The organism is Mesobacillus boroniphilus, assembly GCF_018424685.1.
Taxonomy (GTDB): Bacteria; Bacillota; Bacilli; order Bacillales; family Cytobacillaceae; genus Mesobacillus; species Mesobacillus boroniphilus_A.
In genome coordinates this window covers 759,303-773,999 of sequence record NZ_QTKX01000002.1, presented here as the reverse complement: position 1 = coordinate 773,999, position 14,697 = coordinate 759,303, and the positions used below count along the sequence as shown (strand labels likewise).

Genomic DNA, 14,697 nt, shown 5'->3' with positions numbered 1-14,697 from the left:
GACATTTTGCCTGTGCTTTGCCTTCGAAATATCCATCAAACTGAGGGGTTTTAGGTACTCAGTATTCTTTGTTCTCCATCAGCTTTGAATGTTCCATTTTCTTTTAAAAATCGCTTAATAACATCAACTGCATGTGCACCATGGTAGGTTTTATCAGTTTCTGCGCCTTTGAATAGCTGCTTGCCTGCCCCTGCAATCTTGTATTTCTTTTTCAGATCGATTTCCTGACCACCGATGAGCAGCTTTTGAATCCTGTTTCCTTCCGGATTGTATGACTTAAGTGACATGAATAATCCAGAGGACCTTAAAATATATCCGCCTTTTTGCTTAAACGGGTCTCTTGAGAACACCATCTCCAAATTCTTCTCCAGGGCGTTCATCAGGTGCTCTCCGGTCATTTTGAGTGTGAAAATTTCAGGGTTCGTAGGGATGATGGTATGCAGATTATACTCTGTTATATCCCCTGCAGGGACCGGGGTACCGTACCTCCACCCATGTGAAAACGCCAGATCGCAGTCATCAAACGCATACAGATATGAATCAGTGATCAGCTGATCCATAGGTGCTTCATTCAAGGTCATTCTGTGTAAAATAGACTCCGTCTTGCCGACGACATTATCCCGCTCCTTACTGTATGGCTCCAATATATCATCAATGATTCCCGCCATTTCCTCATCCTCAGGGATGCTTTCGTCAATTGTCACCAATTCGTATTGATAGTCTTCCATTTTTCCGCCTTGAAAGGTGATTTCAAGTTTTCCAAGGAATGATGCACTGGAACCAGCCTGAACAACAAGTGCACCATTGACGGTAATCGGTTCTTCAACCCTGTCATGGCTGTGTCCCGATAAAACGATATCAACGCCATCGACAAGGGTTGTCAGCTCGACATCAAGAGGGAGTCCCATATGGCTCAACAATACAATAAGATCCACTTTGCCTTTTAACTCTTCGACACAATCACGAGTCTCTTCCACACCTCTTGAAAATGCAAGGCCTTTAGAAAAGCTTTCAGGCATAGTCTCATCGACATATGGATAAGTCAGTCCAATGACACCTACCTTGACACCTTCAAATTCTTTAATGATTAAGGGTTTCATGAATGTCTCATTCGTATTCTGATCCCTTACGTTGCAAGCGATAGTCGGAAAGGGCAATGCTTCAACCAGTGAAGACAACTGCTCCTTCCCGTAGGCAAAATCCCAGTTTCCAGGGACCCAGCCATCGAGCTCCAATTTCTGCAATCCTGGCAAAATCGCTTCTCCCTTGGAAGCAACTAAAGGGAGCGTCCCATGAAACAGGTCTCCTCCATCCAGGAATAAAATATTTTCAGTTTGTGATTTAAGATCTTTGATATACTTTGCAATCCTCGGAAATCCACCTGTTTTGCGGAGTTTAGGTTTGTTATCTTTCCAAAATAGTTCATGATGGAGTTCTAGGCTCCCATGAGTATCATTTTGCTGGATAATCGTCAACTTCGTCATAGTATCCTCTCCTCTATTGTTAAAGCTGTTTCCATAAGCATCCTGATTTGCATGAAACTTATGGAAAAAGCCTTATTAGCTTTATATACAAAAGGAGTACCTTGATAAGGTACCCCTTTCTTAAAATGTCCATCTGAGCGCTTTCGCTTTTCTATTTACCTTACTGCGCATCGATTTGGCCCGATTTCCATTTCCCGCTGTTCATCGATGTCCGGGTTGATTTTACCCATATTCATCTGCCTGATTTCCTGGTAGGAGTTTGGCTGCGGCGGAAGGTTCTCGGTTACAGTCTTCCTGAACGTATCTTCGCTGTCGATTTGCAAACCATGGTTCTCGGCGTAAAGGACACCAAGCTTTTCTGAAACGCTTCCGTCATCATTCATCTCATCGATTCCCATATAGTGGGCTGGCAGGACAAGTAGTTCATCAGCTAGTTCCTTATATCGTTTGTATAAAGTATTCCTCAAGTCGCCTACCCAGTCTTGAGCCAAACCGGCAAGGTCAGGGCGTCCGATTGAGTCGATGAACAGAATGTCACCAGTCAGTAAATATTGATCATCTATGATGAAAGAGGTACTTCCGATTGTATGTCCTGGAGAGTACACTGCGCGGATTATAGTGTTTCCAACGTTGATTTGATCGCCATCCTGAAGAGGTTCATATTGGAATGTCACTTCTTCTGCATCTTTAGGCGGAAGGTAATATTTAGCTCCCACTTTATCAGCAAGCTTCTTTCCACCGGAAATATGGTCAGCATGAAGATGTGTATCAAGCATGGCAACAAGTTTGAAGTCCTTGTCTGACATGAACTCTTCATACTGTTCAATCATCCGGTTTGTATCGATGATTGCAGCCTCGCCATTTGATTCGACTAAATAGGAAAGACAGCCTTTCCCTATGCGGACAAACTGGTAAAGAGATCCCCCGCCTTTTAGGTCGCCGATTTTCACAGGCTCTAAATGCTCACTCCAAGCTTTCATACCGCCTTCAATGGAATAGACATTGGTATAGCCAGCCTCTTCAATTTGTTCGGCAACAAATTCAGACGAACCACCTTTGGCACATACAACGTAAATATCCTGGTCTTTAGGCAAAACATCCTTTATTGGATCGATGCCTTCAAGAAGGTCAAAGTACGGCGTATTATGGACTTTTACATTTCGCCCTTCGATCTTCCAATCATCGAAGTCATCAGTATTTCTTGCATCAATGATAAACAGGTCTTCATGGTTAATGACTTTTTGCGCTATTTCTTTTGCTGAAATTGTCTTTACCATTTCTTTCCTCCTGTTTTGTTTTAATTTTTTAGAATGTCAGCGTAATATTAGCATCGCTTGCAAAGTGCAGGAATGAAGCAGCTCCACCGACGTCAATGCCCTCAACGAACTGATCTTTTTGAAGAGACATAACGTCCATTGTCATCTGGCAAGCAATCATTTTGACTCCCATTTCTGCTGCCATTTCAACAAGTTGTTCTACTGGAGGAACGTTTTCTCTTGCAAAGCCCTCTTGGAAGTGTTCTGTGCCTGCAGGCATAGGTAGTTGCTTGTGAGCTTCCTTATGAATCAGGTTCAAACCTTCGAATGTGAAGAAAATTCCTACTTCTGCGTCTGTTGCTGCTGCCGCAGTCGCGATATTGAATACTTTGTAAGCGTCGAACATTCCGCCGTTAGAGGCGATGATAGCTACTTTCATTTTGGTTCCTCCTTATTTTTCAACTGAGGTTTCCGTAGGACCTGTCCAGTCCTTCATCCCAGAAACAACATTAATTGTTTTTTTGAATCCTTTTTCAGATAGCTTTTTTGCTGCCATATCACTTCTTGAGCCAGAGCGGCAGATGATATAGACATCCTCTTCAGGATTCAGTTCATTGAAACGCTGCTCCAACTCTCCAAGTGGGATTGATTTCGCATTTGGAATATGTCCAAAAGCGTATTCAGCTGATTCCCTGACATCGAGAATCGTTATTTTTTCATTCCCCTCAAGCTTCGCCAGCACTTCTTCAAGCGTGGCTGTGTGGGGGTGAGGCGATTCATTGGTTAGTTCATCTTCACTAGCTTTACGGAGATAGTGTTTAAGCACATCTCCTTCAGTGATTGTACCGAGGTATTGATTGCCTGTACTTTCAGCCCATGCTTTTAAATCTGTTGTTGATCCTTTGTCCGTAGCCTGCACCTCGATAACCTGTCCAGGCTCCAGCTCATTCATGGTTTTTTTTGTTTTGACAATCGGCATCGGGCACGCAAGTCCTTTTGCGTCCAGTACTTTATCCGCAGAAATTGACATAGTAATCCCCCTTCCTACACATTAGTATTTATGAATTTCCGGAATCCATACTGCAAAAAATACTCCCTAGTTTATATACCTCCTATGGTAAAAACTATGCGTATATTGTAAAAAAAATAAAAAATAAAAAAACAGCAACCATATTGCATTGGCTGCTGTTTCCCCCTTATTTTTTGCCGTAATAGGTATTTGGATAAGTCAGATTTGGACTGGCGTATTCCATTCTCGTCATCCATGGAATGCAATTAACCCGATTCGTCAGGCTATGTACCCACAGGGGAATGGTGTCTGGCAAAGCAGATGTCACTGCACAAAAATACAAAAACCACAGCAATCCTGCTGTGGCTCTATTTCTTTTTATTCAATTCTGCCGTTTACCAGCAGCTGCTTCCAAGTCTTGCCGCCATCCACGGTTTCGTATAAATCATTCAGGATAGTGATGAAGGCAATCCTGCCTTCCTGCTCAGGGTCTGCCGCTATATAAGTAATCGGGTTATCATACTTCAGGTTTGGAATCGTCAGGTCTTTAGCTGCTCCCTCCTGGTCTGAATTGAGTCTGACTAGTTTAATCTTTTCTTGTTCGACTGGTGATATATACAATGCTTCTTTCGAGTAGGCCGCAGCTGTCACCATTTCAAAACTTCCTGTTTTCTTCATTGTTTTTCCATAGTCGTCCGTTACGTATACGCCTTCCCTTGTAGCCATTGCGAAAGTTCCCCCTTTTAGAGGGTGAACAGCCATCATACCAAGTGAATTGGCGTCAAGCCCATTCAGTTCTACCGGCTCCCAGCTTTCGGCACCATCCCTGGAGACATATACGCCTCTTTCAAGCTGAGAATTGGTTTCCTGGTTAATCAGATATAAAATCTGATCCTGGTAGCTGGCGGAAAGGAAGTGAAAATCACTTTCCCCGTAAAAGGCTACTTTTTCAAGAGTTCTGCCCTTGTCGATACTTTTCACCAGGCCAAGCGGGTTTTTCAAATCCGAACCCTCTGCTGGATGGCCGCTTGCATAAAAGCCATCTTTAACAGCCTGAAACCCCATATAGTCATGGTTCTCATCCGTCGTTTCCGTCCATTCACCGTTATTGAATATCTTTAAACCATTGTGAGAAGCCACATATAACCCATCATCATTTCCAGGGTAACCAATCCCATGTATATGCTCAATTTTCTGTGGTGCTGCCTTTATGATAAAATCAGCCCCGGAATCCTCATTCGATTTCTGTTGTTCATTATTTTGTGCATGATTTTCAGCAGGAGCAGGCTTGGCCTGATTTTGATCCTTTTCCTCTTCGTTCGCACAACCTGAAAACACTATCATTATTGCAGCGAATGCAGTTATTAAACCTTTTTTTCTGTGTTTCATTTAATGTCCTCCGTTTTTTCTCTTTGATGTCCAATAATAGTAACAGACTCCAGAGACAGCCGCAATAACTGCTGTTGCCAGCTGATATTCTGTCCTCCAGCCTAGTACAGTGTGAACTGAATACGCCTCGATGAAAAGGGCTGGAATTTTGCCAATTGTACTAGAGACCATAAAGGAGGGAGCTCCCATTCTGCTGTATGAAGCAGCCAGAGTCACTAGGCCGGATGGAGCAAAAGGAAAAAGCCGTAACATAAACACTAGCAAAAATGCCTCTACGCCAGCAGTTTTCTTCAGCCGATCCAGAAGCTTTATGCTCTTCTGCATATTGACTTTTTGACCCAATATTTTAATTCCTTTTCGATACAGAAAAAAACTGATGATCGCTCCGGCTGCTTCGCCGAGGATTGAAATAACAAGCCCGCCCGAGAATCCAAAATACATAATATTGGCGGCTGTCACAAACGCACTGGGAATAATGCCCGCAATGGAAATAAAGATACTAACCGTAAGACTGATCAATATAGCAAGCCAGATCGGCTGTCCAGAAAGAGTTTCTAATAATGCCATTTACAAGCCTCCGGTAAAGTCATTCAAGAATTCATAACTTTGTCACTGCTTCTGCTAAGTTTTTGCAAATTGTCTCGTTAAGATTTAAGTATAAACGAAAGGAGCTGACAAAACATGAAAAAACTATCGTTAACCATATTTAGCGCAGCAATGATTTTTGGAGCAAGTACAGCAGCTTTTGCAGAAGAAGGTAATGACGGTAAAGGCCAATTCAATTTTGGCCAAATGAAGCCTATCATTGAAAAAATGCATCCTGGCCTGTCAAATGAAGAAATGAAGCAAATGTACAATGATTGCCATGGAACAAATGGTGCTATGCCAAGCAAGAACTTTAATATGATGGATGGCAGCCATATGGATATTCTAGACTGAGAGCTCAGCATATACCTGCATATAATCAAGATATTATAAAATTATGTTGCCTGCCAATAAAAAGAGGTTCTGGGAAGATCAGAGCCTTTTTCTATGTATCCGTTATATTTCAGCTGATTTTTTTGCAGAATATAAATATGACTGCACATACAAAGCATAAAGTATTTTCCCCATTTTATCGTCTTTTTAAAATAACTGAGTCGAGTTTGCGAAGAACAGGTTTGCAACAAGAGCCAAATTCCATAGCACTAAAAAAACAACCTGACCGTGGGTGCAGGTTGCAGCGGAAAATATCTAAACCAATACATCACTATAGCCATGCTGAGAAGGAAGATCATCTGTTAGGATTCCGCCTTGTGAGTGCTGTGATGGCAAGTCAACTACTTTTGTCCCATCCATCGAATGCTGCGACGGCAGGTCCGCTACCTGTGTCCCGTTCTGTGAATGCTGCGATGGCAGGTCCGCTATCTGTGTCCCGTTCTGTGAATGCTGTGACGGCAGGTCTGCTACTGATTGGCCCTCCAGTGAATGCTGGGATGGAAGGTCTGCGAAATTGTAGGATGCCGCTCCCAAACCAATAGCACCAAAAAATACAGTCGCAAACACAGTAATTAATAGGGCTTTTTTCATTTTAAATCCTCCTCAGCCTTGTATGGTCAGCAATATTTCAATAATTTCTCCATTTCAGTCGTTACTAAACTAGCAAACTTTTCATTTCTCTGGAGTTTAAAAATAGCTACTGCTTTTTCCAAATACTCCTTACCTTTATCTAATTTACCCAATTTAATGCAATTCATGCCTGTTTGGTAATAAAGTTCTCCAAATAAATACATATTTTCTTCATATATACAAGTGTCGATTCCTTTACTGCAGTATATGAGTGATTCTTCATATCTCTCCAGCTTTGACAAAGCCTGGGCCAAGCCATAAAGAATCCTGAGCCAGCTGCTGGAATCCTGTACTTGTGGAAGCTCTGATAGTTGATTCAATGCCTTAAAGAACAACTCAACTGCCTTGTCCAGGTTCCCACTATCCTTTTCAATGATTGCCATGCTGGTCAAAATCTCAATTTCCCGTTCAGTCATTTTCTCCGGTTCCTGATGGGTCATGGACAATGCTTCATTTAGCAATCCGATAGATTTTTCTCTATCTTCTTCAAGGTAATAGGTGCAAATCCCCTGATGCCAAATTAAAAATTGCTTGAAGGATGTATGCTTGAACAGTGGATTATCCTGCTCTTTCTTGGTTATTTCATCTATTGCTGCGTAATCCCGTTCTCTTTTATATTTCTTAATTAGATCCGTCACAGCGATTGCATAATTATAAGTATTAGTGGAAGCAATATCAAAAAAATGGTTAAGCTCTACATCGAGCTTTAAGGCCATTTTATATAATTGATCAATTGTTGGATATTTCTCTTCTTTTTCAAATTGAATGATATCCTCTTCAGTACAAATCCCTTCAGCTAATTGTGCCTCAGTCAATCGTTTAAAAGCTCTTGAAGACTTAAGAATTTCCCCGAAGTTATATCCAACCAGGCTCATCCCCTACACCCCATTTAATATTAATTATTTTTATATTATCACAATGTTATAAACTTTTAAAAATCCGAATAAAAAACCAGGATGAAAAGTCATATTTCCCAATCCTGGTTGTTCATTTTAAAAAAGTGAAGTAAGGAAGGATGAGTATAGTAACAGAAAGGAAACTGATTACAATCGCCCCCATCTTGTTTTTTTTCTTCCAAATTGTCACAGCGAAGGCGAAGGAATATAAAGATACCACTATCACCCCTCCCCAAATCCAAAAAATCATTTCAGTCCCTCACTTCTTCGAGCTTTGGCATCTTTGTCTGCCGGCCAAACTCGCCAAATCGGATATCGACACTCACATTAACTTTTGCATTGGGATAGGATTTCATCCAGTCAAAATCCCTGAACTCTTTAAGATTGGCAAATTCCTTTCTTATTGGAATTGATAGGTGAAAGGTGTCCCCTTTAAACTCTTCCTGTGTATATTTGATGTATTGAGATAAATGTTCTTCCATCGTTTTCTTCAACGATTTCTTAAGTTCAGCGATTTTCTCTTCATTTTTAGCATAATTGACCATACTTGGGTCACTCAGTACCTCAATATACATTGGAACTCTTATGTCAATAATTGGTCTGCCTGATTGCTCCTTAAAATGATAGGTATTCCTTCGTGGTTTGGCCAATCTTGCAGATAATCGATACCGATCATCGAAGGGATCCTTGAATGTTGTCTTAAAGTCTTCCAGTTTCCAAGTATTGTCCAGCAAGCTTGAAATTCGTGTCTCTTCGCCAGTGATTTTTCCAATCATCTTTCCTTCTTTAAATACAGCGGAGCCAATGAACTGTGCAGCATTCTCTTTTCCGCCAAAATAAATGTCACCTGCCATAAAATCATCATCGGAAGTCGATTCGTAATGACTCTTTTCAGTTTCAGTTGTTGCATAGATTCCCAGGAATAAATCCGAATCACTTTCTGTTACCTGAAAAAAATCATTCAAATCTGTGTCGGGAATCATTCCAGTCTCTCTGCCTCTGCCAATTTTGACTTCAAAAAATTTATGCGGCCTTGTCTCAAGTGTTGGATTGTTGTTAGCAATGAACTTTTCCGCACTTTCTTTGGTTATGATCAACACAGTGCTTCTCTTGATTTCCCTGTCTTTTGCAGCAGAGTAAATGACCCTAATAAAATCAGGCTTTCTTGCCAGCTCCTCTGAAACAATGATAACACTTAGCAGATCATAGGATATTTCTTTGGATATGACGGTATTTGCTGTATTCCGTGAGCTAATAAAATCATCAGCAACCAATGTGACGGTTTCCTCTGGCGGTTCATTCGTCCCACCGCCAGTTTGCTGGGAGCCCACCTCGGGATTGGCGATTAAATATGTCACCTTAATTTTCCCTTCCTTTTCATGCGTATCCAGGCCAATTCCAATTACATAGGCCTTCATATCGAGCTCTTTTTTATCCCAGCAGCCGGCCGTGGAAAGGACGATGCATATCATTCCGAAGACTTTAACTAGATTCTTGAACTGCTTCATTTTTAAAATCACCCCGAATCTTGGCGATCAGCCACATTAGCGGCGGCAGGAACAAGAACGCCGGGCTAATCAGCATCAACAGTTTTTGCCTTATGATATAAAGCAAGATCGATGGACTGTCTGGTGCTAAACCGACCAGAAATATCACCGTGGTTATTAATGGGATCAAATACTCAAATTCCTCGATTTTGAGGATCCCTCCCAGAAGCACCGCGCTTATATATAAATAAAATGAAAACCTAATAAATGTAGCCACAAGCCAAAACGGGAAGAATAAAGTTTCCACGTTTGGAAGGAATCCAACCTGGATATACCGGATTGTTTCATGGAAAGGGTAATTAAGCAGCTCAGCGGTTGTGTAGTCAAAAAGCATTACAAATGAAATCATCGCCAGGCTAATTTCAAGAATAACAATGAAAAGGCCTATTATGGTCCCTTTTTTAAAGTCCTTGAATGACGTTACCAGCGGAGCGATTAAACCAATAAATAGAAGATCCGAAAATATCGATACATTTTGGACAGAGGACTTCAGGATCTCCAGTTTACCTTCACCCCATATTGGAAAAATGAAATCAAAATGTCCTGAACCAAAACTAAATATTATTGCAAAAAGCAGAGTAAGTTTTAAATATGGAAGCAAAACCCATGCCATGGAGCCAATTTGTTGAATCCCTCTTTTCGCCCCGTAAGCGCAGACAAGCAGTAACACCACATATATGATACTTTGCGGCGTCTTGGTGAAGTACAATGTCCCGATTATATCAATGTAGGTCCCAGAGTCGACCGTCACAGAAGCCAGTCCCACCACCAGGAGTGCTATCGAAATGATATTCCCGAAAAATCTCCCAAACAAATGGATTATAATCTCATGCAAATTCTTGTCCTGATGTGCTGAAAAAACTTTGATCATCAGGATAATTGGAATGAATGCCATTCCACCCATAAGCAATACGGCAATCCATCCAGCGTTCCTTGCATCCTCAAAAATAATAGTAGGAGTATCGTCACTAAGCTTGGTGCCAACTGTCAATGTAATGATAGCCAAATATTCTTTTATCCCGATCTTCCCCTCGTTTTGTTTCATCACTTATGCCCCATCGTTCTTTTTTTGTAAATCGGATGTTTTCAAGAAACCTGGCCGCAGTTTTTCATTTTTAACCAGTCTGCGAAAAATAGTGTCTTTGGAAGATTTATAACTTGGAGACAGAGGTGCTAAATATGGCACTCCGAAAGATTTGAGTGACACCAGATAAAAGATTCCGGCCGCAAAAAAAGCCGTCATCCCATATATGCCAATTAATGCTGCACTGAAAATAAAAGCAAAACGGATGAGCCGGACAGCGAAGTTCAGGCTTAAATCACTTACAGCAAAGGAACTCAGCCCCCCCAGGGCAACGACAATGATAACAATGGGACTGATGATATTCGCTTCAACTGCAGCCTGTCCAAGAATCAGCGCACCTACAATTCCAATAGTAGGCCCGATTGGACTCGGCACACGAAGCCCTGCTTCCCGTATCAACTCGAAAGCTGTTTCCATTATCAAAATCTCGATAACCGCAGGGAATGGCACTCTCTCACGGGAAGAAGCAATCGCCAGTAACAAGTCAGGCGGAATCATTTCAGCATGGTAGGTCGTAATCGCAATATAGATGGCCGAAGTGAAGACGGTAATAAATAAGGCCACCATCCTTAGTGCTCTCGTGAAATTGCCATAATGGATTCTTAAATAATGATCTTCCGGGCTGTGGAAAAAAGACCAGAATGTTGCCGGCAAAATCAGGCTGTCAGGCGAATTATCCATTAGTAAGGCAATATAGCCATCTTCGAGAAAAGAGGCTGCTCTGTCAGGCCGCTCCGTCGTCAACACGCTCGGGAACAGAGAATAGTTCCGTTCCTCAATATATCCCTCCAGCAGTGATAAATTCTGAATAGCATTGGCGTCAAGACTTCCCAGCCGTTCCTTAACGTTATTCACCAGCTTTTCATTAGCTAGTCCACGGATATAAAGGATAAACACATCATTATGGGAACGTTGCGAAACTTCAACGGCTTCAACAATCAGGTTCTCATTCTTGATTTTTTTCCTGAGCAGCGAGATATTCGCCACCACTTTTTCATTGAATGCCTCTTTCGGTCCCTTGATTAAAATTTCAGTGTCCGGTTTTTCAATCGCCCTGCTTTGGAAATCCGGACAATCCAGGATATACGCTGTTGCTTCCCCATCCAGAAGCAGCAGGGCATTCCCTTTATTCATATTCTTGACGGCATCCTTAACAAAAGCGATTTCATGAACCATCTGGATGGAAACGACATCTTTTACCTTTTTATTTGCTGATGTATTTTCCACCAATGGCTTCAGGATGTTTTCTTCTATACTCTTAACATCAGAAATCGTGCTGATGAATATAAGGGCAGCGTTTTTATTGAAACCTTCAAGATACATCTCCCGCAATTTTACATCCTTATTGTCGGGAATGCTGTACAGCGTCCTGATCACCGACAGATTTTCTTGAAGATTGCTGCTGAATGGCTGTTCCTTAAGGTCCATCCGCTCACCCGTCAGTTTTTCCGTTGTGGGAGGCGCCTGGTTCTTGAACAGCCTGAGCATTTCCTTTAACATATTGAATCTTCTCCCTGCCAGTTCCGGGTTTTATTTCCTTTTCTTAACCTTTACTAACCTTGTAAGTTTTATGAGTATAACCATATAAAAAAACTCAGGAATGATCCTGAGCCGGTTACTTCTTATTTTGTTTCCTTGCCGCCAGCAAATACACGGCGCCTGCTCCGAGTGCAATGATGCTGATGGGTATTATGTATGGTTTGGCGACATCCTTGATTTCTGACCAGTTCTCGCCAAGGACCATCCCGAGATAGAGAAAAAAAATCGTCCACGGGATCATCGCCGCTATTGTATACAAGGTGAACTTGATGGCTGACATTCCCGCAATCCCTGCAGGAATGGATATCGCATGCCTGACCACCGGAATGAACCTTGCTGAGAAAATGACTCCCGGTCCATATTGTCTGAACCATTTTTCAGAAACATCCAAATGATGCTGATTGATCAATAAGTACTTTCCGTATTTCTCCAATACCGGTCGGCCGCCATAGAATCCAAGCCAATATAGAAGCAACTGCGCGATGGTACCGCCGATTGTACCTGCAACGACCGCACCTATAAAACCAATTGACCCTTGTGAAATCATATACCCCCCGTAGCCAAGGACGATTTCACTCGGGATGACCTCAAGCATCAATCCGAGCGCAATTCCTATGTACCCAAGACTGGCGAGCCAGTCCAAAACAATCATAATAAATTCATGCATGTACACCACTCCAATTCCTTTCACTCTTTAAAAATATATTTATGGATGTCCAAGTTTATCTCAAATTTTTAAATGTAAAGAACAAAAAGCGCAAGCGCCTCGTTCAGCAAGAAAAGAACCTGCCCTAAGGACAGGTTCCCATAAATAGCGGTTAACGCCAGCCGCCTCGAAGCAAGGTTCTAAGACCAATATAAATGATGACGAATGCGAAGATCAGGATGACAAGAACCGCGACTATTTTAAGAAATGGCATAGCTATAAGTGCAGCAAGTGAAGCTGGGGCAAATCTGAGGACAGCATATCCAGCTAAAATAGCGGCAAGAAATAACAACACATTAGAATTTAGCGACATATCATTATCCCTCCTTTACTATCCAACTTATGTATGTACAGCAATTTTGGTACGGGCTAATGAACAATTCCTTTATTTATTGTGTAAAAAAGAAAATGCTCGACGAAAATAGAATTACATAAATTTACCTGATCCTGTTTTTGAATAGAAAAACAGGGGAAAAGTAAATATTGTTCTCTTACATATAGCGAGAAATAAGAGGAGGAATATAATGTCGAATCATTTATATATGCGTTTTATCAGACTGCCCATTCTTGCAAGGATTCTGATGATTGCAGCCATGATGATTTTCCTGTTTGGCCTGGCCATTCATTTTATTGAACCCAAAAGCTTTCCGACCATATTTGATGGTGTCTGGTGGGCAATAATCACTGCTTCAACGGTAGGTTATGGTGACTTTTATCCAGTTACTGCTGCAGGAAGAATCACTGCAATAACCCTGCTGCTTGTCGGCACAGGATTTTTGTCATCCTATTTCATTCAGCTTTCAGCAGCGACGGTTACCAAACAGAATGCTTATGCAGAGGGGAGAGTAGGTTTTAAAGGGAACGACCATATTATCATCATTGGCTGGAACGAGAGGTCTCGTTCCATTATCAGATCTCTCATTGGTTCTGATGCATCCATCATATTGGTCGACAACACACTTGGGTCGAATCCGATCAATGATGACCAAGTCCATTTCATCAGGGGACGTGCAAACAAGGATGAAACATTATTGAATGCCGGGATCTCAACAGCCAGAAAAGTGATTATTACATCGGACCAAAACCTTGATGAGCTGCAGGCCGATATGAATACCATACTTACGCTGCTTGCTATCAAAGGATTAAACCCTGAAATCCGCTGTATCGCAGAGATCCAAACGAGCGAACAGATCAATAATGCGAGGAGAGCAGGAGCAGATGAGCTAATACCTGCAAATGCTTTGACCAGTGCCGTATTATTAAACAGCATCGCCTCTGCAGATGTTGTGAATCCTTTATTGGACTTACTAGGAGAATTAAACGGAAAACGCTTATCATATATTGAAGTTGAAGCCACACTGATCGACAAGAATTTCAAGGATGCTAGCAGCTTCTTGCTGAAAGAGCGTAATATCATCCTGATCGGAATGAAAAAAGGGGATAACGTAATCGTTAACCCCAAAAATAATATCAAGATTAAATATGATGATCAGCTTCTTGCCATTTCAAACGATTAAAGCTGTAATAAAGCAGCCTCTACCTCGCGGACAAGTGCCTTTCCGACTTCAATGTACTTTTCGGGAAAACTCGCATCCTTGTCTACTGGTTCCTGGAACTGGTTGAAGGATGCGCTGGCATTCCCAATCTCCGCATGGTCATCAATGCCCCGCTGGTATTTATGCGAGAGCAAGAAGGGACGCTGCAATTGAACAGTGCAGCCTTTCGAGTCGAGTTGGCCATCAATCGCCTTAAAGGGAAGACGCAAAAATTGATAACCAACCTCGTCATCAATTTTGTAATCAAAGGCTCCATGGTCGTAATCCCAGTTTCCCCCGATGGAATATCCTAACGGTTTAAGCATCTGCTCCAGTTTAAAAAGATCAAATTGTTTGCCCTCAAGCTCTGATTGTATTTCAATCAATGATTTATCCGCCTTTCCAATGGTTTTTGCTTAGTTTTAACCAAAGGAGAGATTTTAATGAGTGGCGAAAGAGAGACTCAGGTCAGAATCTGACTTGAGTCGGGTGTTGACGGATGTTTTCTCTGGTTTTTTTGCTATTTCTTTCCTTCATCGGCTAGGTGACGGACACTTTCTTTGATATTTTTGTTGTTTCAGTCCGTTATGGGCAGGGTGACGGACATTTTCTTGGGTGTTTTCACGTTTATTGGCGATAATTTC

At 41.8% G+C, this 14,697-nt stretch carries 16 protein-coding genes; 2 read left to right on the top strand and 14 right to left on the bottom strand.

The features are described from left to right. Positions 1–50: 50 nt before the first annotated feature. From DYI25_RS16645 to DYI25_RS16620, 6 genes are all read right to left on the bottom strand, one after another. Positions 51–1,484 (bottom strand): bifunctional metallophosphatase/5'-nucleotidase, encoded by a 1,434-nt coding sequence (locus DYI25_RS16645; protein WP_213370897.1) that lies wholly within the window; start codon positions 1,482–1,484, stop codon positions 51–53. A 155-nt stretch (positions 1,485–1,639) separates the two neighbouring features. Beyond that, positions 1,640–2,761, bottom strand: a complete 1,122-nt coding sequence (locus DYI25_RS16640; RefSeq protein WP_213370895.1) for an MBL fold metallo-hydrolase — start codon at positions 2,759–2,761, stop codon at positions 1,640–1,642. 28 nt (positions 2,762–2,789) lie between these two features. After that, on the bottom strand, positions 2,790–3,179 hold the full coding sequence (locus DYI25_RS16635; protein ID WP_213370893.1) for a DsrE/DsrF/DrsH-like family protein: 390 nt from the start codon (positions 3,177–3,179) through the stop codon (positions 2,790–2,792). 12 nt (positions 3,180–3,191) lie between these two features. After that, complete coding sequence (locus DYI25_RS16630) at positions 3,192–3,770, bottom strand: sulfurtransferase TusA family protein (RefSeq protein WP_213370891.1); 579 nt, start codon at positions 3,768–3,770, stop codon at positions 3,192–3,194. Between the two features lie 357 nt (positions 3,771–4,127). Beyond that, complete coding sequence (locus DYI25_RS16625; RefSeq protein WP_213370889.1) at positions 4,128–5,138, bottom strand: F510_1955 family glycosylhydrolase; 1,011 nt, start codon at positions 5,136–5,138, stop codon at positions 4,128–4,130. Then, positions 5,139–5,705 (bottom strand): TVP38/TMEM64 family protein, encoded by a 567-nt coding sequence (locus DYI25_RS16620; RefSeq protein ID WP_213370887.1) that lies wholly within the window; start codon positions 5,703–5,705, stop codon positions 5,139–5,141. It lies immediately after the preceding gene. Between the two features lie 114 nt (positions 5,706–5,819). Between DYI25_RS16620 and DYI25_RS16615 the strand changes: the two genes are divergently transcribed. Next, the gene (locus DYI25_RS16615; protein ID WP_213370885.1) at positions 5,820–6,077 is read left to right on the top strand and encodes a hypothetical protein; all 258 of its coding nucleotides are present in this window, start codon (positions 5,820–5,822) and stop codon (positions 6,075–6,077) included. A 294-nt stretch (positions 6,078–6,371) separates the two neighbouring features. On the opposite strand, the gene DYI25_RS16610 is transcribed toward DYI25_RS16615, so the two are convergent. From DYI25_RS16610 to DYI25_RS16580, 7 genes are all read right to left on the bottom strand, one after another. Then, complete coding sequence (locus tag DYI25_RS16610; RefSeq protein ID WP_213370883.1) at positions 6,372–6,707, bottom strand: hypothetical protein; 336 nt, start codon at positions 6,705–6,707, stop codon at positions 6,372–6,374. Positions 6,708–6,733: 26 nt separating this feature from the next. Next, positions 6,734–7,621, bottom strand: a complete 888-nt coding sequence (locus tag DYI25_RS16605; protein WP_213370881.1) for a helix-turn-helix domain-containing protein — start codon at positions 7,619–7,621, stop codon at positions 6,734–6,736. Between the two features lie 272 nt (positions 7,622–7,893). Further along, on the bottom strand, positions 7,894–9,150 hold the full coding sequence (locus DYI25_RS16600; protein ID WP_213370879.1) for a Ger(x)C family spore germination protein: 1,257 nt from the start codon (positions 9,148–9,150) through the stop codon (positions 7,894–7,896). Next, a complete protein-coding gene (locus tag DYI25_RS16595; RefSeq protein ID WP_213370877.1) occupies positions 9,125–10,234 on the bottom strand; it encodes a GerAB/ArcD/ProY family transporter in 1,110 nt (369 codons plus the stop codon). The genes DYI25_RS16600 and DYI25_RS16595 overlap by 26 nt, the downstream gene beginning before the upstream one ends. Positions 10,235–10,237: 3 nt before the next feature. Then, positions 10,238–11,773 carry a spore germination protein gene (locus DYI25_RS16590; RefSeq protein WP_213370875.1) on the bottom strand — a complete coding sequence of 512 codons (1,536 nt, stop codon included), beginning with the start codon at positions 11,771–11,773 and terminating at the stop codon, positions 10,238–10,240. Positions 11,774–11,888: 115 nt separating this feature from the next. Further along, entirely contained in the window at positions 11,889–12,479 is a 591-nt protein-coding gene (locus DYI25_RS16585; protein WP_213370873.1) for a DedA family protein, read from the bottom strand. 151 nt (positions 12,480–12,630) lie between these two features. Then, on the bottom strand, positions 12,631–12,831 hold the full coding sequence (locus tag DYI25_RS16580) for a hypothetical protein (RefSeq protein WP_213370871.1): 201 nt from the start codon (positions 12,829–12,831) through the stop codon (positions 12,631–12,633). 211 nt (positions 12,832–13,042) lie between these two features. On the opposite strand from DYI25_RS16580, the gene DYI25_RS16575 reads away from it, so the two are divergent. After that, positions 13,043–14,035, top strand: coding sequence for a potassium channel family protein (locus tag DYI25_RS16575; RefSeq protein ID WP_213370869.1), 993 nt, complete (start codon positions 13,043–13,045; stop codon positions 14,033–14,035). Here DYI25_RS16575 and DYI25_RS16570 read toward each other — a convergent pair. Further along, positions 14,032–14,439, bottom strand: a complete 408-nt coding sequence (locus DYI25_RS16570) for a YugN-like family protein (RefSeq protein WP_213370867.1) — start codon at positions 14,437–14,439, stop codon at positions 14,032–14,034. The two genes, DYI25_RS16575 and DYI25_RS16570, sit on opposite strands and share 4 nt — an antisense overlap. Positions 14,440–14,697: the final 258 nt, after the last annotated feature.

Excerpts from the sequence above, each read along its gene's own strand:
- DYI25_RS16630 (WP_213370891.1), bottom strand. The coding sequence starts at position 3,770 with ATGTCAATTTCTGCGGATAAAGTACTGGACGCAAAAGGACTTGCGTGC.
- DYI25_RS16595 (WP_213370877.1), bottom strand. The coding sequence starts at position 10,234 with ATGAAACAAAACGAGGGGAAGATCGGGATAAAAGAATATTTGGCTATC.
- DYI25_RS16600 (WP_213370879.1), bottom strand. The coding sequence starts at position 9,150 with ATGAAGCAGTTCAAGAATCTAGTTAAAGTCTTCGGAATGATATGCATC.
- DYI25_RS16610 (WP_213370883.1), bottom strand. The coding sequence starts at position 6,707 with ATGAAAAAAGCCCTATTAATTACTGTGTTTGCGACTGTATTTTTTGGT.
- DYI25_RS16575 (WP_213370869.1), top strand. The coding sequence starts at position 13,043 with ATGTCGAATCATTTATATATGCGTTTTATCAGACTGCCCATTCTTGCA.
- DYI25_RS16605 (WP_213370881.1), bottom strand. The coding sequence starts at position 7,621 with ATGAGCCTGGTTGGATATAACTTCGGGGAAATTCTTAAGTCTTCAAGA.
- DYI25_RS16645 (WP_213370897.1), bottom strand. The coding sequence starts at position 1,484 with ATGACGAAGTTGACGATTATCCAGCAAAATGATACTCATGGGAGCCTA.
- DYI25_RS16615 (WP_213370885.1), top strand. The coding sequence starts at position 5,820 with ATGAAAAAACTATCGTTAACCATATTTAGCGCAGCAATGATTTTTGGA.
- DYI25_RS16625 (WP_213370889.1), bottom strand. The coding sequence starts at position 5,138 with ATGAAACACAGAAAAAAAGGTTTAATAACTGCATTCGCTGCAATAATG.
- DYI25_RS16590 (WP_213370875.1), bottom strand. The coding sequence starts at position 11,773 with ATGTTAAAGGAAATGCTCAGGCTGTTCAAGAACCAGGCGCCTCCCACA.
- DYI25_RS16635 (WP_213370893.1), bottom strand. The coding sequence starts at position 3,179 with ATGAAAGTAGCTATCATCGCCTCTAACGGCGGAATGTTCGACGCTTAC.
- DYI25_RS16580 (WP_213370871.1), bottom strand. The coding sequence starts at position 12,831 with ATGTCGCTAAATTCTAATGTGTTGTTATTTCTTGCCGCTATTTTAGCT.
- DYI25_RS16640 (WP_213370895.1), bottom strand. The coding sequence starts at position 2,761 with ATGGTAAAGACAATTTCAGCAAAAGAAATAGCGCAAAAAGTCATTAAC.
- DYI25_RS16585 (WP_213370873.1), bottom strand. The coding sequence starts at position 12,479 with ATGCATGAATTTATTATGATTGTTTTGGACTGGCTCGCCAGTCTTGGG.
- DYI25_RS16620 (WP_213370887.1), bottom strand. The coding sequence starts at position 5,705 with ATGGCATTATTAGAAACTCTTTCTGGACAGCCGATCTGGCTTGCTATA.